The organism is Streptomyces paromomycinus, assembly GCF_003865155.1.
GTDB classification, from domain to species: domain Bacteria; phylum Actinomycetota; class Actinomycetes; order Streptomycetales; family Streptomycetaceae; genus Streptomyces; species Streptomyces chrestomyceticus.
In genome coordinates this window covers 5,600,108-5,619,715 of sequence record NZ_BHZD01000001.1, presented here as the reverse complement: position 1 = coordinate 5,619,715, position 19,608 = coordinate 5,600,108, and the positions used below count along the sequence as shown (strand labels likewise).

The 19,608-nt window shown below is 71.7% G+C and carries 17 protein-coding genes; 6 read left to right on the top strand and 11 right to left on the bottom strand.

What is annotated here, in order from left to right; translation table 11 throughout:
- Positions 1-75: 75 nt before the first annotated feature.
- Entirely contained in the window at positions 76-2,676 is a 2,601-nt protein-coding gene (locus OEIGOIKO_RS24010; protein WP_174857318.1) for a bifunctional FO biosynthesis protein CofGH, read from the bottom strand.
- Positions 2,677-2,924: 248 nt separating this feature from the next.
- Complete coding sequence (locus tag OEIGOIKO_RS24005) at positions 2,925-3,749, bottom strand: TIGR03619 family F420-dependent LLM class oxidoreductase (RefSeq protein WP_125055750.1); 825 nt, start codon at positions 3,747-3,749, stop codon at positions 2,925-2,927.
- A gap of 227 nt (positions 3,750-3,976) precedes the next feature.
- Here OEIGOIKO_RS24005 and OEIGOIKO_RS24000 point away from each other — a divergent pair, with 227 nt between their 5' ends.
- Positions 3,977-5,527, top strand: coding sequence for a CehA/McbA family metallohydrolase (locus tag OEIGOIKO_RS24000; protein ID WP_125055749.1), 1,551 nt, complete (start codon positions 3,977-3,979; stop codon positions 5,525-5,527).
- Between the two features lie 10 nt (positions 5,528-5,537).
- Here OEIGOIKO_RS24000 and OEIGOIKO_RS23995 read toward each other — a convergent pair whose 3' ends face one another.
- Complete coding sequence (locus OEIGOIKO_RS23995; protein ID WP_031006014.1) at positions 5,538-5,909, bottom strand: DUF6415 family natural product biosynthesis protein; 372 nt, start codon at positions 5,907-5,909, stop codon at positions 5,538-5,540.
- Between the two features lie 145 nt (positions 5,910-6,054).
- Between OEIGOIKO_RS23995 and OEIGOIKO_RS23990 the strand changes: the two genes are divergently transcribed.
- Positions 6,055-7,401, top strand: a complete 1,347-nt coding sequence (locus OEIGOIKO_RS23990; protein WP_125055748.1) for a hypothetical protein — start codon at positions 6,055-6,057, stop codon at positions 7,399-7,401.
- Between the two features lie 38 nt (positions 7,402-7,439).
- Here OEIGOIKO_RS23990 and OEIGOIKO_RS23985 read toward each other — a convergent pair whose 3' ends face one another.
- Together OEIGOIKO_RS23985 and OEIGOIKO_RS23980 are read right to left on the bottom strand one after the other, a co-directional pair.
- Entirely contained in the window at positions 7,440-7,661 is a 222-nt protein-coding gene (locus OEIGOIKO_RS23985) for a DUF397 domain-containing protein (RefSeq protein ID WP_125055747.1), read from the bottom strand.
- 63 nt (positions 7,662-7,724) lie between these two features.
- Entirely contained in the window at positions 7,725-8,150 is a 426-nt protein-coding gene (locus tag OEIGOIKO_RS23980; RefSeq protein WP_125055746.1) for an ATP-binding protein, read from the bottom strand.
- Between the two features lie 177 nt (positions 8,151-8,327).
- Between OEIGOIKO_RS23980 and OEIGOIKO_RS23975 the strand changes: the two genes are divergently transcribed.
- Positions 8,328-8,867, top strand: coding sequence for a GntR family transcriptional regulator (locus OEIGOIKO_RS23975; protein ID WP_125055745.1), 540 nt, complete (start codon positions 8,328-8,330; stop codon positions 8,865-8,867).
- The gene (locus OEIGOIKO_RS23970; protein WP_125055744.1) at positions 8,864-9,643 is read left to right on the top strand and encodes a GntR family transcriptional regulator; all 780 of its coding nucleotides are present in this window, start codon (positions 8,864-8,866) and stop codon (positions 9,641-9,643) included. The genes OEIGOIKO_RS23975 and OEIGOIKO_RS23970 overlap by 4 nt, the downstream gene beginning before the upstream one ends.
- On the opposite strand, the gene OEIGOIKO_RS23965 is transcribed toward OEIGOIKO_RS23970, so the two are convergent.
- Entirely contained in the window at positions 9,610-10,272 is a 663-nt protein-coding gene (locus OEIGOIKO_RS23965; RefSeq protein WP_125055743.1) for a TetR/AcrR family transcriptional regulator, read from the bottom strand. The two genes, OEIGOIKO_RS23970 and OEIGOIKO_RS23965, sit on opposite strands and share 34 nt — an antisense overlap.
- Before the next feature lie 154 nt (positions 10,273-10,426).
- Here OEIGOIKO_RS23965 and OEIGOIKO_RS23960 point away from each other — a divergent pair, with 154 nt between their 5' ends.
- Entirely contained in the window at positions 10,427-11,608 is a 1,182-nt protein-coding gene (locus tag OEIGOIKO_RS23960; RefSeq protein WP_125055742.1) for a serine hydrolase domain-containing protein, read from the top strand.
- A 283-nt stretch (positions 11,609-11,891) separates the two neighbouring features.
- Positions 11,892-12,326 carry a hypothetical protein gene (locus tag OEIGOIKO_RS23955; protein ID WP_125055741.1) on the top strand — a complete coding sequence of 145 codons (435 nt, stop codon included), beginning with the start codon at positions 11,892-11,894 and terminating at the stop codon, positions 12,324-12,326.
- Between the two features lie 63 nt (positions 12,327-12,389).
- Here the strand turns inward: OEIGOIKO_RS23955 and OEIGOIKO_RS23950 are convergent, their stop codons facing one another.
- The 5 genes from OEIGOIKO_RS23950 to OEIGOIKO_RS23930 form a co-directional block, all read right to left on the bottom strand.
- On the bottom strand, positions 12,390-13,979 hold the full coding sequence (locus OEIGOIKO_RS23950; RefSeq protein WP_125055740.1) for an APC family permease: 1,590 nt from the start codon (positions 13,977-13,979) through the stop codon (positions 12,390-12,392).
- A gap of 237 nt (positions 13,980-14,216) precedes the next feature.
- A complete protein-coding gene (locus OEIGOIKO_RS23945) occupies positions 14,217-15,701 on the bottom strand; it encodes an aldehyde dehydrogenase family protein (protein ID WP_371858960.1) in 1,485 nt (494 codons plus the stop codon).
- A complete protein-coding gene (locus tag OEIGOIKO_RS23940) occupies positions 15,698-17,428 on the bottom strand; it encodes an N-acyl-D-amino-acid deacylase family protein (RefSeq protein ID WP_125055739.1) in 1,731 nt (576 codons plus the stop codon). The genes OEIGOIKO_RS23945 and OEIGOIKO_RS23940 overlap by 4 nt, the downstream gene beginning before the upstream one ends.
- Positions 17,429-17,447: 19 nt before the next feature.
- Positions 17,448-18,608 carry an LLM class flavin-dependent oxidoreductase gene (locus tag OEIGOIKO_RS23935; RefSeq protein ID WP_125055738.1) on the bottom strand — a complete coding sequence of 387 codons (1,161 nt, stop codon included), beginning with the start codon at positions 18,606-18,608 and terminating at the stop codon, positions 17,448-17,450.
- Positions 18,609-18,747: 139 nt separating this feature from the next.
- Positions 18,748-19,593, bottom strand: coding sequence for an SDR family NAD(P)-dependent oxidoreductase (locus OEIGOIKO_RS23930; RefSeq protein WP_125055737.1), 846 nt, complete (start codon positions 19,591-19,593; stop codon positions 18,748-18,750).
- Positions 19,594-19,608 lie beyond the last annotated feature (15 nt).

Below are 19,608 nucleotides of genomic sequence, written 5' to 3'. Positions count from 1 at the left end.
CCTCCGGCGCCCGCACTCCCCCGGCGGGCTCTGGGAGGTAACCGTAGCGGTAGGCGGCCGCGCCCGGCCTGTCCCTTACTCCACCACCGGCAACAACTCCGGCAGATGCCCGTCCGAGGCCAGCGCCGCCGCCTCCCGCTCCGCCGCCACCGGGCCGTACGTCGTCGTGCGGGCCCGCGACGGGCGGCCCGCCGCGTCCGCGATGGCGACGAGGTCCTGGATGGAGCGGTAGGAACCGTAACTGGAGCCCGCCATCCGGGAAATGGTCTCCTCCATCAGCGTGCCGCCGAGGTCGTTGGCCCCGGAGCGGAGCATCTCGGCGGCGCCTTCCGTGCCCAGCTTGACCCAGCTCGTCTGGATGTTGGGGATGTGCGGGTGCAGCAGGACGCGGGCCATGGCCGTCACGGCGCGGTTGTCGCGGGTGGTGGGGCCGGGGCGGGCGATGCCGGCCAGGTAGACAGGCGCGTTGGTGTGGATGAACGGCAGCGTCACGAACTCCGTGAAGCCGCCGGTCTCCTGCTGGATCTCGGCCAGCAGCCGCAGATGGCCGAGCCAGTGGCGGGGCTGGTCGACATGGCCGTACATCATCGTGGAGGACGAGCGGATGCCCAGCTCGTGGGCGGTCTTGATGACCTCGACCCAGGTGGCGGTGGGCAGCTTGCCCTTGGTCAGCACCCAGCGGACCTCGTCGTCGAGGATCTCGGCGGCGGTGCCGGGAATGCTGTCCAGGCCGGCGGCCTTGGCCTCGGTCAGCCACTCGCGGATGGACAGGCCGGTGCGGGTCGCGCCGTTGACGACCTCCATCGGCGAGAAGGCGTGGACGTGCATCCCGGGGACGCGTTCCTTGACGGCGCGCGCGATGTCGAAGTACGCGGTGCCGGGCAGGTCGGGGTGGATGCCGCCCTGCATGCAGACCTCGACCGCGCCGACGTCCCACGCCTGCTGGGCGCGGTCGGCGACCTGGGAGAGGGAGAGGGTGTAGGCGTCGGCGTCCGTACGGCGCTGGGCGAAGGCGCAGAAACGGCAGCCGGTGTAGCAGACGTTGGTGAAGTTGATGTTGCGGGTGACGATGTACGTGACGTCGTCGCCGACCGTGGCGCGGCGCAGGTCGTCGGCGATGCCGCACAGCGCGTCCAGCGCCGGGCCGTCGGCGTGCAGCAGGGCCAGCGCCTCGGCGTCGGAGAGCTTGGTCGGGTCGTCGGCGGCCTGCGCCAGGGCGGCCCGGACGTCCGTGTCGATGCGCTCGGGCGCCATACCCGGCGCGGCGGCCTCGCGCAGGGCTTCCCAGTCGCCGTACACCTCGTCGAAGTCGTTGCGGCGGTCGCCGGTGCGGCCGTCCGTGTCGATGGTGCGGTGCAGGTCCGTACGGCCCGAGGAGGCCATCGAGAAGCCCTCGTCGGGCTCCTGCCAGGGGCGGCCCTCGACCTTCGCGTCCGGGCGGGCCAGCCCGGTCTCCGGGTCGGCCAGGGCCCGTACGTGCGGCAGCAGGCGCGGGTCGAGCCAGGGCTCGCCGCGCTCGACGTACTCCGGGTAGACGGCGAGCCGCTCGCGCAGCTCGAAGCCCGCGGCGGCGGACTTCTCGGCCAGTTCCTCGATCCGGGGCCACGGCCGCTCGGGGTTGACGTGGTCGGGCGTCACCGGGGAGACACCGCCCCAGTCGTCGATGCCCGCCTCGATGAGCAGCGCGTGCTCGGAGTCGACCAGGTTGGGCGGCGCCTGGATACAGCCCGACGGGCCGAGGATGTGCCGGGCGACGGCGACGGTGGCGGCCAGGTCCTCCAGTTCGGCGTCGGGCATGCCGCGCATCGCCGTGTCCGGCTTGGCGCGGAAGTTCTGCACGATGACTTCCTGGATGCCGTGGTAGGCGCGCTGCACCTTGCGCAGCGCGAACAGCGACTCGGCGCGCTCCTCGTACGTCTCGCCGATGCCGATGAGCAGGCCGGACGTGAACGGCACGTTGGAGCGCCCGGCGTCCTCCAGGACGCGTAGCCGCACGGCCGGTTCCTTGTCCGGGGAGCCGTAGTGCGAACCGCCGGGCTCGCTCCACAGGCGCTCGGCGGTGGTCTCCAGCATCATGCCCATGGACGGGGCGACGGGCTTGAGCGTCTGGAAGTCCGTCCAGGACAGCACGCCCGGGTTCAGGTGGGGCAGCAGCCCGGTCTCCTCCAGGATGCGGATGGCGATCGACCGTACGTACGCGATCGTGGAGTCGTACCCCTCGGCCTCCAGCCACTCGCGCGCCTCGGGCCAGCGGTCCTCCGGCTTGTCGCCGAGCGTGATCAGCGCTTCCTTGCAGCCCAGTTCGGCGCCGCGGCGGGCGATGTCCAGCACCTCGTCCGGGGACATGAACATGCCGTGACCGGCGCGGCGCAGCTTGCCGGGGACGGTGACGAACGTGCAGTAGTGGCACTTGTCGCGGCACAGGCGGGTGAGCGGGATGAACACGCTTTTGGAGTACGTGATGACACCGGGCCGCCCGGCGGCCGCCAGCCCCGCGTCGCGCACCCGGGCCGCGGACGCGCACAGGTCGCGCAGGTCGTCGCCGCGCGCCTGGAGCAGCACGGCGGCCTCCCCGACGTCGAGCGCGACGCCGTCGCGGGCGCGCTTGAGGGCGCGGCGCATGGCGTTGGCGGTGGGGGCGGTGGCGGAAGAGGGCGTGCCGGTGGGGACCGCCATCCGGTCCGTCCCCTGTCCGGGTACCTGCGCGCTGCTAGTCATCCAACGAGCATACGAGCGACCACCGACAGTGCCGCCGACCGGATGGCCAGCGACGGTGTGCCACTGATCACTTCATGCGGAGGTTCCCTCCGGGCTGTGGGCGGGCAGCCTGGGCGGGGGCGGTACGACCGTGTGCGAGGGCGCGCCGGGTGCCCAGCCCGTCCTCAGCCCTCACCCCTCACCCCTCGCCCCTCGCCCCTCGCCCCTCACAGATACTGCGCGTACTCGTCCAGCGTCCGCAGCACCTCCGCCTCCCCCTCCGACGGCAGCCATACGACGACCTCCTCCAGGCCCAGATCGCGCAGCCGCGCCAGCTTCCCGGCCGACGGCTGCACCCCGCACGGCACCACCACCGGCGCGCCGTCCCGGCCCGCGTCCGTCCACGCCTGCCGCAGGGCCGGCAGCGCCTCCGCCAGGCCGGCGCCGCCGATCGGCAGCCAGCCGTCCGCGAACTCCGCGATGCCGGCGAAGAGCCGGGGCCCCGGCGCTCCGCCGAGCAGGGTGCGCGGCGTGCCCTTGACCGGCTTCGGATACGCCAGACTGGCCCGTACGGAAGCGAACCGGCCCTCGTACGCCGTCGGCTCCTCCGCCCACAGGGCGCGCATCAGCAGCATCCGCTCCCGCACCAGCGCGCGTCGCGACGACCACTCGACGCCGTGGTCCGCCGCCTCCTCCACGTTCCAGCCGTACCCCACCCCGAGCGTGAACCGCCCGCCCGACAGGAAGTCCAGCGTGGCGACCTGCTTGGCCAGGGCGATCGGATCGTGCTGCGCGACGAGGGTGACGCCGGTGGCGACCGTCAGCCGTTCGGTGACGGCGGCGGCCTGCCCCAGGGCCACGAACGGGTCGAGGGTGCGCCCGTACTCGCGGGGCAGCGGCTCACCCATGGGGGCGGGCGTGTCGCGACTCACCGGGATGTGGGTGTGCTCGGGGAGATAGAGCCCGGCGAACCCGCGCTGCTCCAGCTCCCGGGCCAGCCGGTCGGGCCGGACGGTCTCGTCGGTCAGGATGATGGTGGTCGAGATCCGCATACTGGGCGTACCTCCGCGTCGGCAGTGCTCCCTTCCTACCGCCGGGACGGGACAGCGTCCATGAGGCGCCGGTGCCGTGGCGGCGGAACGCGCCATGCGGGGCGCCACACGAGAGCGTTTCTGCCCGGCCCCCTTCCCTTGTCCGCCCGTTCACGACTGAATACGAGAGTTTCCTTCGTGGATTTTCTTACGCCGGTTCCGCCACCCCTGCCCGGGAGTGATGCCCCATGTGCGACGACGACAGAACCAGCGGCTCGCCCGGACGCCGCGCGCTCCTGGTGACGGGAGCCGCCGCGGCGCTTACGTTGAACGGTGTGAGTTTCGCGGCAGCCGACGAGGGCGGCGGGACGGCCGCAGCCGGCGGCCGCACCGGCGAGAACCGCCGCACGGAGACCCGAACGATCGCCGGCCGGCTCCCCACCGGCGCCCCCGACTACGTCTACCTCCCCGTCGAAATCCCCGACGGCGTACGCGAGATCGCCGTCTCCTACACCTACGACCGCCCCGCCACCCCGCCCGGCACCGCGGGCAACGCCTGCGACATCGGCATCTTCGACACACGCGGCACGGACCTCGGCGGACGCGGCTTCCGCGGCTGGTCGGGCGGCGCCCGTACGGAGTTCTTCCTGCGCGCCGACGACGCGACGCCCGGCTACCTGCCCGGTCCCCTCAACCCCGGCACCTGGCACATCGCCCTCGGCCCGTACACCGTCGCCCCGCAGGGCCTCACCTATGCAGTGACCATCACCCTCCGATACGGCCCCCCTTCCGCCCCGCCCGTCCCCTCCTACCCTCCCCAACGCGCCAAGGGCCGCGGCCGTTCCTGGTACCGGGGCGACAGCCACCTCCACTCCGTCCACTCCGACGGCAAGCGCACCCCCGCCCAGATCGCCGCCCTCGCCCGCGCCGCCGGCCTGGACTTCATCACCACCACCGAGCACAACACCACTTCCTCGCACCGGGCGTGGGAGGGCCTGTGGGGCGACGACCTGCTCATCCTCACCGGCGAGGAGGTCACCACCCGCAACGGCCACATGGTGGCGATGGGCACCGACCCCGGCGTCTTCATCGACTGGCGCTACCGGGCCGCCGACGGCGCCTTTCCCCGCTTCGCCCGCCGCGTCCACCGCGCGGGCGGCCTCGTCATCCCGGCCCACCCGCACGCCACCTGCATCGGCTGCAACTGGAAGTTCGGCTACGCGGAGGCGGACGCGGTCGAAGTCTGGAACGGCCCCTTCACCCTCGACGACGAGGTCGCCATCGCCGAATGGGACAACGCGCTGGTGGCGTACGCCCAGGACCGGGGCCGCTTCCTCCCCGCCGTCGGCCACAGCGACGCCCACCGCGACCCGGACGTCATCGGCCTCCCCCAGACGGTCGTCCTCGCCGACGACCTGTCCCGCGACGCGATCCTCACCGGCATCCGCAAGGGCCACACCTACCTCGCCGAATCCGCCGCCCTGACCCTCCGCTTCACCGCCACCGGCCCCAAGGGCGAACACGCCACCATCGGCGACCGCCTCCCGGTACGCGACTCCGCCCAAGTCGCCGTCCGGCTGGACGTAACCGGCGCCCCACCCGGCAGCACCGTCCGCTTCCTCACCGACCAGGGCCAACGCTTCACCACCCCCGCCACAGAAACCACCACGTGGCACACCACCCCGGCCAACGCCGCCTACGTACGCGCCGAGGTACGGCATCCGGCGACGACGGCGGGGGCGCCGGGCCCGATGGCGGCCATGACGAACCCGATTTTCCTGGGCCGGCGGGGAGGCTGACCCCGCCGCCTCACGGCCCTGCTTCAGGCCCCCGATCCGGGAAGTAGCTCAGCAGGTGATCGGCGACGTGGGCGACGTAGCCGAGGTACGAGATGCTGTTGCCCGTATGTGTCCAGGTCAGCGCCGTACGGGCGCGCGAGACCGTGTCGCAGCCCCGGTCCCACTCCAGCGACGTGCGGGGCAGCCGCCCTACACGCTCATCGACCAAGGGGATCAACTGGGACAGGATGGCCCGCGCCTCACCCATCAGCCGCGCCGTGTCCTCCTTCGCCGAGCAGCTCCGCACCTGCGCCCTGATCACGCCGATGGTGCGGCGCGCCGCCTCGAAGTCGACTCCCACCGACGCCGCCCCCGCCTGCTCCCGTGGCTCCATGTCCCTCACCGCTGCTTCCTCGTCACCTGGGTACCGGGCCACCTCGTTCGTGGTGCCCTGTCCGTGCACAGAGATAACTCTGTGTGGCACCCGCGCGGGTACCGTGGGAGGCGGGCAGAGACATGAAAGCCATGAATGCTGCCGGGAGTTGAGCATGGCGACCAGTCGGCGCACATCGAACACCAGTCTCGCGCTCCTGCTCCGGCAGGCCGCGTGGACCGAGCAGCAATTCGCCAACGCGGTGAACCGTGCCGGGGCGGAAGCGGGGCTCACCCTCCGCTACGAGCAGTCGGCCGTCGCCCACTGGCTCTCCGGCACCATGCCGAGGCCCCAGGTCCGGCCCGTCGTCCTGGAAGCCCTGGCCAGGCGTCTCGGACGTCCCGTCACCCACGCCGAAGCCGGTTTCCCCACCCGGCCGGGCGGAGCGGCACCGGCCAGGAACGCGGCCGTCGAAGAACTCCTCGACCTGAGCCGCGACGACATGGACCCGTCCCGCAGAGGCGTCCTCCAGGCCGGTCTCTACTCGGCCGCTCTGGCAGTGCCGCTCTTCTCCGACCTCGCCGGGCGGGCCGAGGCGGTGGCGCGTCCGGGGCGGGCCGGGCGGGTCGGGGCGGCGCAGGTCGAGACGGTCCGGGCGGTGACGGACCGGGTGGCGGACATCCTCGACGAGTTCGGGGGCGGTCACGCGCGACCGATGGCGGCGGCGTTCCTGGTGAACTCCGTGAGGCCGTGGCTGACGGCCCCCGCGTCGGAGCAGGTGCACGACGACCTGCTCGCGGCGGCCTCCGACCTGACGTACCTCACCGGCTGGATGGCGATGTACGAGCGGGCGCACGGTCTCGGGCAGCGCTACTACGTCAAGGCCCTGCACCTGGCCGGTGAGGCGAAGGATCACCTCACGTACTGCCGCACGCTGCGCGGCATGTCGCTCCAGGCGTCCAGCCTCGGTTACGGCGCGAAGGCCCTGGAGCTGGCGGACTCGGCCGCGGCCGCAGCCCCCTCGGCCGGGCCGCGCCTGGTGGCCTTTCTGCGCGGGCAGCAGGCCCACGCCGCTTCGATGACCGGGGACCGGCACACGGCGATCACCCGGCTCCGGGAGGCGGAGACCGCGCTCTCCAAGGCGGACTCCCGGCGCGAGTCGATCGGCGGGTACGACGCGTCGGCGTACCTCTTCCACGTCTCGCACGTGCTCTACGAGTTCAAGGATCTGCCCGGCTCAATCAAGGCCCTGAACAGCTCCCTGAAAGCCCAGCCCCGCCAGGAACGGCAGGGCCGCGTCCACTCGCACGCCCTCCTCGCACAGCGCCAGTTCGAACTGGGCCACCTCGACGCGGCCTGCGCGACCTGGCACCGCTTCCTCGACGACTACACGGAAATCTCCTCCGCCCGCGGCGACGCCCACTTCGCGACGCTGCGCACCCGCATCCGCCCGCACCACCGCGCCAAGGCGGTACGCGCCCTGAGTGAACGAGTCCGACACGTGGCGACTGTGAAGTCCTGAGCAGACAGCAGGGCGCGCAGCCGGCCGCGCGTAACTCCTTACCCGAGACCGCCGAACCGGCCCCCGGCCACAGCGGAAACGAACGCGGACAGCTGCTCGCGGCCGAGCAGCAGCGCCGGCCCGTTCGGGTTCTTGCTGTCCCGTACGGCCACCGTCCCGGCGTCGAGGGTGGCGCACTCGACGCACTGGGCACCGCTGTCGCTGTACGTGGACTTCCACCATCTCGCGAAGAGTTCGGACGCGTCGTCAACGTGGCTCATGCGTTCTTCCTTGTCTCTGCGATGACTTCCGCCGACGCCTCGGCCGAGGGGGCGACGGGTCGCTCACGCTCCGGTCGGCTTCCGCTCCGGCACAGCTTCGGCGCACCCGCCGTTTTTGAACACCACCCACACCGTCTTACCGACAACATGCTGGGTGACTCCGAAATCGTCAGCAAGTGCGCGTAGCAGAAACAGCCCTCTTCCGGCGCTGAGCTCGGCTGACTCCGGTCGGCCCTCCGGGAGCCCGTCGCCACTGTCCCGGACGCCCAGGAAAACCAGGTCGCCCCGGACTTCGATCTGGACACAGAACTCCCGTCCGGGCGGCACCCCGTGCAGCACCGCATTGGTGGCCAGCTCTGAGGCGCACAACCGTATGTCCTCCAGCCGGTCGGCCATCCCCCATTCCGCAAGGCAGCTGCTGACGAAGTCGCGCGCCGCGCGGACAGATGTCCGTCTCCGGGAGAAGCGTCGGGTCCGTGACAGAGACACGGTTGATCACCGCCTAGCTCTTGGGCTGTACCCTCGGCCGGACCATACTGCCTTTCGCGAATAGCAGCAAGCTTCAACGCCCACTCCTCCCTCCGCGTACGGAGCTTGGTCACTTACCGTGTAAAGCGGCAAGGTCGGCTGCCCGGCCTGCCGAACGCCCGAAAGCTGGAGGATGCCGTGAACAGCAATGACTGGGTCTCCACTTCGATGCCCTACGTGGCACCCGCCGAAGGTTCGCCTCCCGACACCTGGGCAGCCGAAGCCTCCGCCAGAGGACGTCGCGGCAGTCAGCGCATCATCCACGCAGGCGAAGTCGCGGCATCTGCTGACGTCGCCGGGCTGCTGGATGTCCCTGAGGGGGCGCCGGTCGTCGTCCGGCGCCGCGTCATGTACCTGGACGACCGGCCCTGCGAGTTGACGGACACGTACTATCCGGTGGCGATCGCCCGGGGGACGGGACTCGCAGAGACGACGAAGATCCCAGGTGGAGCGGTCAGGTTGCTCGCGCGGCTGGGACACACCGGGGCCCGGGCCCGCGAGGACGTACAGGCCGGCATGCCCGACCAGGAGGAACGGGAGACCCTGCAGATCGGCTACGAGCCGGTACTGCGCCTGACCAGGCTCACCTTGAACCACTCGGACCGGCCGATTCAGGCCGACATGATGACCATGCCCGCCGCGCGCCAGCGGCTGCGCTACGAGATAAGGATCGAGTGACCGTGCCCAGGACCGAACCGAGCCCCCTCGACCCCCGCTCACTGCACGAACGCATCGCCGCCGACCTGCGCGACGAGATCATGAACGGCGACCTGGCACCGGGCGCCAAGCTGCCGTCCACAGCTCAGCTCAAGGAGCGGTTCGGCGCGTCCAACGCCACTGTGCAGAAAGCACTGCTTCTCCTCAAGGACGAGCAACTGGTCGTCGGGCGGGCCGGTGCTTCCGTGACGGTGCGCGAACACCGGCAGCGGACGATGCGGCCGGCGGCGTACATGGCACCGGCGGGCACCGGAAAGCCTTACCGCTGGCTCACCGAGGCGGCCAGGCCCGGCGAGCGGGCGCACAGCCAGCTGCTGGAGGTGGGGGAAGTGGCCCCGCCCGCGGACGTGGCCGAGGCCATGGGGCTGCCGGAGGGCGGCACGGCGGTACTGCGCCGCCAAGTGCTGTGCGTCGACGACGAGCCGGCCGAGCTCGTCGCGTCGTACTACCCGGTGGAGATCGCCAGAGGCACGGCCATGACCGAGTTTCGCAAGATCAAGGGCGGTACGCCCGCACTGCTCACCGAGCTGGGCCACCCTCCAGTGCGCAGCGTCGACCGGGTCTCCGCGCGTGTGCCCACTCAGGAGCAGTACGCGTTGCTCCAGCTGCCGGGAGACCTGCCCGTGCTGCGTACGTTGCGCGTCGTCTACGGAGAGGGCGATCGGCCCATCGAGGTCAGCGTCTTGACGAAGGCCGGGCACCTCTACGAGCTGCGGTACGAGTTCGAAGCCGAGTAGCCGGGCGGGATGCGCCCCGCGCCCGGCTCGCGTGCCGGCAGGCCCCTCAGGAGGGTGTCGAGGAACAGGTCGAAGCGTGGGGCGCCGTGGTTGAAAGGTAGGTCGGACGGGGTTTCCTGGACGGCGAGCCAGCCGACGACCGTGGTGATGAAGATGTACCAGCTCTGCTCGGCCAGTTCGGGGGCGACGCCGGCGTTCGTGAAGGCGGTGACGACTTCCTGCCGGAGGCGGCCGAGGGCGTCGGAGTTGTGGCGGTGCGGGCGGGACAGGCGGGTGGCGTAGCCGGGTACGGCGAGGAACTGGTCGTGCATGGACCAGGCGACTCGGGCGAGCCAGGGGCGCCAGTCGGCGTCGCGCGCGCCGTCGGGTGAGTCGTCGGGTGAGCCGCCCGGCGGGCCCCCGGTGGGCAGGATGCGTTCGACCATCACGTCGCTGACGAGGTCGAAGAGCTGGTCGCGATTGCTGACCCAGCGGTAGAGCGCGCCGTGGCTGACGTCCAGGCGGGCGGCGAGGGCGCGCATGGTCAGGGTGTCGAGATGTCCGGCCGCGACGGCCGCGTCCACGATCCGCTCGCGGTTGAGCCGCGCGGGGCGGCCCGGGCGCGGTCGGGGGGTCGCGGGATCGGGCATGGCCACGACTATACGGAACCGGACTGTTGGCGGAACCTTGGCGGAGCCATTAGTGACCGGTGGTTACTAATGGCTTAGGGTCGGGCTTCGTGAGGTGCGGCCGGACGGCATCGCGGCCGGTCGCAGGTCGATGCTCGATGCCGGGAGGCAAGAGATGGGGAACGGCAGCGCACCTCAGGGCTCCGTCGCCGACGGTTTCCGGGCGGTGCGGGACGAGTTCGCGGCGGTCGCGGCCGAGGAGGGCGGCGACTTCGCCGCGCAGCTCGTGGCGTACCGACACGGCGAGCGGGTCGTGGACCTGTGGACCGGACCGGAGATCATCGGAGATTCCCTCCTCGGCGCGTACTCGGCGAGCAAGGGCGCCGCACATCTGGTGGTCGCCCTGCTCGTGCAGGAGGGCGTGCTGGGCCTTGACCGGAAGGTCGGTCACTACTGGCCGGAGTTCGGTGTGGCGGGTAAGCAGGACGTCACCTTGCGGGATCTGTTGTCGCACCGCGCCGGTCTGGTCGGCGCGGACGCCGGGTTCACGCTCGACGAGCTGACCGACGACCGGGTCGTCGCCGAACGCCTCGCCGGGCAGCGCCCGTACTGGCGGCCGGGCAGCGCGTTCGGCTACCACGCGCTGGTCATCGCGGCGCTGACCGGCGAAGTGGTACGGCGTACCACCGGACGGACCGTTCAGGAGCACTTCGCCGAGCGCGTACGCGATCCGTACGGGGTGGATTTCCATCTCGGGCTGCCGGACGACCAGGAGCACCGCTACTTGAGCGCGCAGCCGATGACGCCGACCCCCGAGCGGCTGGCCGAACTGGCGGCGCGCGCGACCGGGCCGGACTCGCTGTCCGGTATCGCGTTCAACCGCCACCACCCGCGGAACCCGGAGCTGTGGCGGCTGCCGAACTTCCGGTCGGTCCGGGCCGCCGGGCCGGCTTCGTTCGGCGGCGTGGCCTCGGCCCGTGGCATGGCCCGGATGTACGCGGCGGCGATCACCCCGACGGACGGCCTGGCGCCGCTGCTCAAGCCGGACACCGCCGCCGAGTTCGCGCAGATCCACTCCGTCGGGCCTGACCTGGTCACCCGCGAGCACAAGGCGTTCGGGCTCGGCTTCCACGCCACGTCCGAGGTGTATCCGGTGCTGGGGCAGGGCGCGTTCGGGCACAGCGGTGCGGGCGGGCAACAGGCGTTCGCCGACCCGCGCAACGGACTGGCTTACGGCTACACCCGCCGCCGGTTCCCGTTCCCCGACGGTCCCGCGCCGGAGAACGGCCGTCTGATCCGGGCGCTGTACGCCGCGGCCGGAGGGAGCAGGTCAACCTCGCACGGGCACGGGCACTAGCACTGGTCCTGACCAGGCCGGACATGCGCCGGCCTGTCCCGGACACCGTCCGGCCTGTCCCGGACAGCCGACCTCGTTGACCCACCGGCCGGCGGGCCCGCAGTCTCGTTCCGCCGCGGCGATCAGGTGGTCGATCCGAGACCCGCCCGCCGCGGCCGGTGGGCCCGGAAGGTGTGCGTGGTCCTGCCGTACGTGCGTCACCGGTACCGGGCGTGTGCAAGGCCGTGCCGCGTCTTCCGGGTGACCGCACGCCGTCGAATCCGACCGAGACCTAGGAGTACACGTGGTCGAGCACATGAAACAGAGCTGGAAGAGCGTGGTGCGGGCGTCCGGCGTCGTCGCCGCGGGGGCGGCGTTGCTGGTGGGGGCCACGGGCGGTACGGCCCATGCGGCGGTCGGCTGGAACGCCCAGTACACGGCCGGGGACATCGGCGGCGCCCACGCCTGGGGTGCGGTTGATGCCCAGTCCCGGGTGTTCGTCAAGGTCAACCTCAAGGACTCCAAGCCCAACGACGCCTACGGGGCCCGCGTGTACCTCAAGGCCCGCTACAGCGACGGCGGGACGCGTGCGGAGAACCTGAGCGTCTCGGGCGGCACGAACAGCACCACGTGGACCTTCGCCGCCAACGTGGTCAAGATCGAGGTGCAGGAGTGCACCACCAAGGGCGGGTCCAAGTACAAGTGCGCCTCCGGGTGGCACACCCTGCCCAGGGGCTGAGCGGTAGCAGGCCGGGCCGTCCCGCTGACTCCGTACGGAGGCAGCGGGGCGGTCTCGCCCGTGCTACTCCTCCACCACCATCACCGGCGTCGACCGCGTCAGCACCTCGCCCCGGAAGAACGCCGGGCTGCGCCGCCGCATCACCAGCATGAGGACGAAGCCGAGCAGCAGCAGCCCGACGCCGATGACGAAGACCGAGCCGACGCCGAGGACGGAGCTGCCGGAGCCGTAGGCCGGGTTCCACATGTCGATGAGGGTCTTGGTGAAGACGGCGGTGAGGAGCACGCCGCCGAGGATCGGGAAGACCCCCTTGACGAGCAGGTCGCGGGCGGAGCGGCGCAGTTCGCGGCGGAAGTACCAGGCGCAGGCGAAGGCCGTGATCGCGTAGTAGAAGCAGATCATGAGGCCGAGGGCGTAGATGGTGTCGACCAGGACGTGCTGGGAGAGGAAGGTCATCCCGGCGTAGAAGACGCCGGTGGCGACGCCCGCCGCGACGGTGGCGCGGCCCGGGGAGCGGAAGCGCGGGTGGATGCGGGCGAAGGACGGCGGCAGGGCCTCGTACGCGCTCATCGCCAGGACCGTGCGGGCCACCGGGATGAAGGTGGTCTGGAGGCTGGCGGCGGCGGAGGCGAGGACCGCGACGAAGAGGAGGATGCCGAGGGCCGGGCCCATGACGGGGGTGGCGAGGGCCGCGAAGACGTTGTCGGCGGTGTCCGGGTTGCCCAGCCCGGGGCCTTCGGTGCCGACGCCGGAGTACATCTGGGCGGCTACGGCGGTCAGCAGGTACGAGCCGATCAGGACGACCATGGCCAGGAGCGCGGCGCGGCCGGGAGTCCTGGCGCTGCCCGCGGTCTCCTCGTTGACGGTCAGGCAGGCGTCCCAGCCCCAGAACATGAAGATCGAGAGGGACAGGCCCGCGGTGAAGGCGGAGAAGGACTGGACGGAGAAAGGGTTCAGCCAGGTGAGGGAGAAGGGGAGGGAGCCGGGGAAGCCGCCGGAGCCGGCCTTGGTGAAGGCCATGGCCACGAAGAGGGCGAGGACGGCCAGTTGGAGGCCGACGAGGGCGTACTGGACGCCTTTTGTGGCGGTCATGCCGCGGTAGCTGACGGCGGTGGCGAGGGCGATGAAGGCCAGGCACGTCAGGACGTGGACGGCCTTGTTGCCGTCCAGGGCGGCGATGGCGTCACTGCCGGTGAGTTCGCCGAGCAACAGCCAGAAGAAGGAGGTCGCGACGCCGGCCAGGTTGGAGAGGACGATGATCGTGGCGATCACCAGTCCCCAGCCGCACATCCACCCGATGCGCGGGCCGAACGCCTTCACCGACCAGGTGAAGGACGTACCGCAGTCGGGGACGGCCTTGTTCAGCTCGCGGTAGGCGAAGGCGACCAGCAGCATCGGCAGGAAGCCCGCGAGGAAGACGGCCGGCATCTGGAGGCCGACCTCGCCGACGGTGGGGCCGAGGGTCGAGGTCAGGCAGTAGACGGGGGCGACGGTGGAGACGCCGATGACGGCGCTGCCGAGCAGGCCGACGGAGTTGCCGCTCAGGCCCTTGCCGCGGGTTCCGCCGGTGCCGCCACCGGCCGTGTCACCAGCCGTGCCGGCGGCCCTCGTCACCGTGTCTCCGGCCGGGAGCCGGGGGTCTACCTGAACCATGAACAGGACGTTAAGGGCTGCTGTTTCCGCATCGTGGGGCTGGAGATCCACCCCTGAGCGGCGCCGTTTTCCTCGCTTCGTGAGGTGCGAGCTGTTCATCGGTCGCGCTTTGCAAGGTCAGTCACCCGTTACGAGCGGTAACTTGAAGGTCGTACCGTCGAGTTCCGGACTGCGGGAACCGCAGCGCTGTCCGCTTCGTCCTGATTCAAAATTTTCCCGCCCGGTCTTCCGCCCGTGTCACCCCGGCCACACCACCGCCTGCGTCTCGCTGTACGCGTGCAGCGCGTACGAGCCGACATCGCGCCCCACCCCGCTCCGCTTGAAGCCACCGAACGGCGCCTCCATGTTGCGGCCGACCGTGTTGACGCCGACCCCGCCCGCGCGCAGCCGCCCCGCCACCCGGAACGCACGCGCCACGTCGCCGGACCAGACATAGTCCAGCAGGCCGTAGTCGGTATCGTTGGCGAGTGTGACGGCCTCCTCCTCGTCGTCGAAGGGGAGGACGACGACCACCGGGCCGAAGATCTCCTCCCGTACGACCCGCATGGTGGGGGTGCAGTCGGCGAAGAGGGCGGGGGCCACGTAGAAGCCGCGTGGGAGGGGCGGGCGGTCGCCGCCCGTGATCAGGCGGGCGCCTTCCTTCCGGCCCAGCTCGATGTACGACTCGACGCGGTCGCGGTGCGCGGCGGAGATCACCGGGCCGACGACCGTGTCCGCCGAGGCCGGGTCACCGGTCTTCAGGCACGTCGCGTACGCGGCCAACCGCTCCACCAGCCGGTCGTGGATGCCGCGCTGGGCGAGCACGCGCGTCGGCGCCGTACAGATCTGTCCGCTGTAGAAGGAGTACGTGGTGCCGATGCCGGCCACCGCCGCGTCCAGGTCGGCGTCGTCGAAGACCAGCGCGGCGCCCTTGCCGCCCAGCTCCATGAGCTGGCGTTTCATGCCGCGTCCGCACACCTCGGCGATGCGCTGCCCGACGGCCGTGGAGCCGGTGAAGCTGACCATGTCCACGTCCGGCGCGTCCACCGCGGCCTCGCCGACCGCCGGGTCCCTGCCGGTCACGAGGTTCACGACACCCGGTGGCGCACCGGCCTCGTCCAGGGCCTCCTGAAGGGCCTCGGCCAGGCGGTGGACGGAGAGCGGGTCCTGCGGGGCGGGCTTGATGACGACCGTGTTGCCCATGGCCAGGGCTGGGGCGATCTTGCCGGCCGGGTTGGCCCAGGGGTTGTTGTAGGAGGTGATGCAGGTGACGACGCCGACGGGGCGGCGCACCGCGAGCGCGCCGAGGACGGCGGCCTTCCCGAACGGGCCCGCCTCGTTGATCTGCGGCGGTAAGGGGGTTTCCACCGGCTCCAGCGCTCCGCGCGCGTACCGCTTGAGGCGGGCGATGGCGACGCCGACCTGCATCGCGCGGGCGGTGCCGGTCGTCGCGCCGGTCTCCGCCTGCGCGAGCCGGGTGTACGGGCCGATGGTGCGCGCCAGAATGGCGGCGGCGCGGTCCAGCACCCGCGCGCGGGTCCCGGGCGCCGTGCGCGACCAGGGCCCGAACGCCTCGCGCGCCGCGCGGGCCGCCTCGTACGCCTGGTCGCGGCTCGCCTCCGCCGCCAGCCCGACGGTCTCCTCGGTCGCCGGGTCGGTCACCTCGTAGTGGCCGTGGGCGGGTGCGGTCCATTCGCCGCCGATCAGCAGCCGCTCGGCGGACACGCCAGAGGATGTACTCACCGCGTCCGCACCGTTTCGGTGTCCCGGCCTGATCGCAGCACCTTTCCCGGTACCGCTCCGGTCACCTTGCCGTCCCGGATCGTCTCCACGCCGTTGACCCGTACGCTCACGATCCCGGCGGCCTCCGAGTCCAGCCGCGGGCTGTCCCCCGGCAGGTCGTGCACCAGCCGCGCCGGTCCGGCGTCGATCCGCTCGGGGTCGAAGAGGACCAGGTCGGCGTGGTGTCCGACGGCGATGCGGCCGCGGTCGCGCAGTCCGAAGAGCCGGGCCGGGTCGTCGGTCAGCATCCGTACGGCCTGCTCCAGGCCCGCCAGCCGCCGGCCGCGCAGGCAGTCGCCGAGGAACCGCGTCGTGTACGGGGCGCCGCACATCCGGTCCAGGTGGGCGCCCGCGTCGGAGCCGCCCAGCATGACGTCCTCGTGCTGCCAGGTGCGCTGCCGAAGGGCCCAGCTGTCCGGGTCGTTGTCGGTCGGCATCGGCCACAGGACGGTGCGCAGCCCGTCCTCGGCGCAGATCTCGACCAGGGTGCGGAAGGGGTCCTGGCCGCGTTCGGCGGCGATGTCGCCGACCACCCGGCCGGAGAGTCCCTGGTTGGCGGCGGAGTACGTGTCGCCGACGACGTACCGGGCGAAGTCCGCCAGCCGCCGGAAGACGCCCGCCTCCTTGCTCGCCGCGCGCCGCAGCATCTCCTCGCGTACGGCCGGATCGCGCAGCCGCGCGATGCGCTCCGATACGGGCAGGGCGAGGATGTCGCCCCAGCCGGGGATGAGGTTGAGGGCGCAGAAGGTGCCCAGCGACATGTTCATGGGGGTGAGGATCGGCATGGTGAGGGCGACGATGCGGCCGCCCGCCTTACGGGCGCGCTCGCTCGCCTCCAGTTGGCGGGGCACCCGTTCCGGTACGGCGCTGTCGATGGTCAGCACGTTCCAGTTCAGGGGGCGCCCGGCGGCGGCCGACATCTCGACGAGCAGGTCGATCTCCTCGTCCGCGAACTGGTCGAGGCAGCCGGCGACGATCGCCTCCAGCTGGGTGCCCTCGTGGTCGGCGACCGCGCGGGACAGGGCGAGCAGTTCGGCGGGGCGGGCATGGCGGGAGGCGACCGGCTGCCCGTCGCCGTCGGCGTGGGTGGCGGACTGGGTGGTGGACAGGCCCCAGGCGCCCGCGTCCATGGCCTCGTGGAAGAGCCGGAGCATGGCGTCCAGCTGGGTGTCCGTGGGCTGTCCGCCGATGGCGTCCGGGCCCATGACGTGGCGGCGCAGCGCGCAGTGGCCGGCCATGAAGCCCGCGTTGACGGCGGTCCGGCCGTCCAGGGCGTCCAGGTAGTCGCCGAAGGTGGACCAGTTCCACGGCGCGCCCTGCTCCAGTGCCGCGAGCGACATGCCTTCGACGCGGCTCATCATGCGGCGGGTGTAGTCGGCGTCGCCGGGGCGGTCCGGGTTGAGCGGGGCGAGGGTGAAGCCGCAGTTGCCGCCCGCGACGGTGGTGACGCCGTGGTGCATGGAGGGGGTGGCGTACGGGTCCCAGAAGAGCTGGGCGTCGTAGTGGGTGTGCGGGTCGACGAAGCCGGGCGTGAGGACGAGACCGTGGGCGTCCTCGGTGGTTCTGGCGGGGTCGCCGATGCTGCCGATAGCGGTGATGCGGCCGTGCTGGACGGCGAGGTCGGCCTGGTACGCGGGGGCGCCGGTGCCGTCGACGATCGTGGCGCCCTTGATCAGGTGGTCGAGCATCCCCGGGGGTCCCTTTCGCTCAAGCGGCCGGTCCGGTGCCCGGTGCGGCGTCCGGCCCGGCGGCGCTCTGCCGGAAGCGGGCGGTCCGGTGCACCGGGTCCGTGTCGATCTTCGGGATGACGTGCTCGCCGATGAGGCGGATGGTGGTGCGGGTGTCCTCGGGCGAGACGCCGATGGGCAGGCCGAAGGAGAGCTGGTCGGCGCCGGCCTGTTCCCAGCGCTTGCACTGGCGGAAGACCTCGTCCGGGTCGCCGCAGATCATCAGCTCCTCGGCGATCAGCAGCTCGATGATCTCCTCGGTGTACTCCGGCAGCAGCTCCGGCCACTCCGGGATGCCCTCGGGGCGCGGGAACGTGTCGTGGTAGCGGAACAGCAGCGACTGGAGGTAGTTCAGCCCGCCGCCCACCGCGATCTCCACGGCCTTCTGGTGCGTCTCGGCGCAGATGGCGGTGGAGGTCACCATCACGTTGTCGTTGACGTACGCGCCGACCGGTTCGGCCTGCTCGACGGCCGTCTTGTACGACTCGACGACCCACTCCATGTCCGCGACCTTCTGCACGCTGAACCCCAGCACGCCGAGGCCCTTCTTCCCCGCCATCGCATACGAGGACGGCGACCCGGCCGCGTACCACATCGGCGGGTGCGCGGCTCCGTACGGCTTGGGCAGCACCTTGCGGGGCGGCAGTTGCCAGTGCTTCCCCTGGAACCCCTGGTACTCGTCCTGGAGCCACATCTTCGGGAACTCGGCGATGGTCTCTTCCCACAGCTCCTTGGTGTGGTTCATGTCCGTCACGCCCGGCATGAACCCGAGGATCTCGTGGCTGCCCGCGCCGCGCCCGGTGCCGAACTCGAAGCGGCCGCCGGAGAGGTGGTCGAGCATGGCGGCCTTCTCGGCGACCTTGACCGGGTGGTTGACCGGGGCGAGCGGGTTGAAGATGCCGGAGCCGAGGTGGATGCGCTCGGTGGCGTGGGCGAGGTAGCCCAGGTAGACGTCGTTGGCGGAGAGGTGGGAGTACTCCTCCAGGAAGTGGTGTTCGGAGGCCCACGCGTACTTGAACCCGGACCGGTCGGCCTGGATGACGTACTCGGTCTCCTCCATCAGTGCGTGGTGCTCTGCCTCGGGGTCGGCCTTCGCCCGCGCGGCGGGCACATATCCCTGTACGAACAGCCCGAATTCCAAGGGGGCTCACCGTCCCTCGTCCGCCCTGGCGTCATTACCTGACGCTCCGTCAGGTCGGGTCCGACTCTCGCACCGGGCACCGGGAGCGTCAATACCTGACGGCTCATCAGGTAACGTGCGGGCGGGCGGCGTACGCGTCTCAGTACAGGCTGATGCCGGACAGCCAACCGCCGTCGATCACGAACGGCTGCCCCGTGATGTACGAGGAGTCCGCGCACGACAGGAACAGCGCCAGCCGGGCCACCTCCTCCGGCCGGCCGATCCGCCCGAGGGGGACGGCCTTCGCGTAGAACGCGTCCAGGTCCGGCGCGGAGGCGGCGGGGGCGGCGGGGGCGGCGGAGGCAGCGGGGGCAGCGGAGGCAGCGGAGGCACCGGCGGGGTCCGCCGCGTCCGCGGGCCCCCGCTCCGGCCGGGTCATCGGGGTGTCGACGGCCCCCGGGCACATCGCGTTGACCCGGATGCCCCGGCCCGCCAGCTCCATCGCCGCCACCCGCGTCATGCCGACCACCGCCGCTTTGGACGCCGCGTACGCGGTCAGGTACGCCATGCCGGACAGCGCGGCGTACGAGGCGGTGTTCACGACGGTGCCGCCGCCGGCCGCCGTCAGCTCCGGGACCACCGCCCGCATCCCGAGGAACGTGCCGACCTGGTTGACCTGCACCACCTCCTGGAACTCGGCGAGCGGGGTGGCGGCCAGTTCGTTGAAGCGCAGGATGCCGGCGTTGTTGACCAGCCCGTCGACCGTGCCGAACGCCTCTCCGGCGGCCCGGACCGCGGCTTCCCAGTCCGCTTCCCGGCGCACGTCCAGGTGTACGTACCGGGCGCGGCCGTCCCCCAGCTCCGCCGCCAGCGCCTCCCCCGGCCCGTCCAGCACGTCGCCCAGCACCACACGGGCGCCCTCCGCGACGAAGAGCCGCGCCTCCTGCTCGCCCTGACCGCGTGCGGCGCCGGTGATGATGACGACCCGGCCGTCCAGCTTCCCCATGTGCACCGGTCCCTC

Coding starts and splice junctions, on each gene's coding strand:
- OEIGOIKO_RS23930 (WP_125055737.1), bottom strand. CDS start 19,593: ATGGGGAAGCTGGACGGCCGGGTCGTCATCATCACCGGCGCCGCACGC.
- OEIGOIKO_RS24005 (WP_125055750.1), bottom strand. CDS start 3,749: ATGCGGATCTCGACCACCATCATCCTGACCGACGAGACCGTCCGGCCC.
- OEIGOIKO_RS24010 (WP_174857318.1), bottom strand. CDS start 2,676: ATGGCGGTCCCCACCGGCACGCCCTCTTCCGCCACCGCCCCCACCGCC.
- OEIGOIKO_RS24000 (WP_125055749.1), top strand. CDS start 3,977: ATGTGCGACGACGACAGAACCAGCGGCTCGCCCGGACGCCGCGCGCTC.
- OEIGOIKO_RS23985 (WP_125055747.1), bottom strand. CDS start 7,661: ATGAGCCACGTTGACGACGCGTCCGAACTCTTCGCGAGATGGTGGAAG.
- OEIGOIKO_RS23950 (WP_125055740.1), bottom strand. CDS start 13,979: ATGGTTCAGGTAGACCCCCGGCTCCCGGCCGGAGACACGGTGACGAGG.
- OEIGOIKO_RS23940 (WP_125055739.1), bottom strand. CDS start 17,428: ATGCTCGACCACCTGATCAAGGGCGCCACGATCGTCGACGGCACCGGC.
- OEIGOIKO_RS23960 (WP_125055742.1), top strand. CDS start 10,427: ATGGGGAACGGCAGCGCACCTCAGGGCTCCGTCGCCGACGGTTTCCGG.
- OEIGOIKO_RS23990 (WP_125055748.1), top strand. CDS start 6,055: ATGGCGACCAGTCGGCGCACATCGAACACCAGTCTCGCGCTCCTGCTC.
- OEIGOIKO_RS23965 (WP_125055743.1), bottom strand. CDS start 10,272: ATGCCCGATCCCGCGACCCCCCGACCGCGCCCGGGCCGCCCCGCGCGG.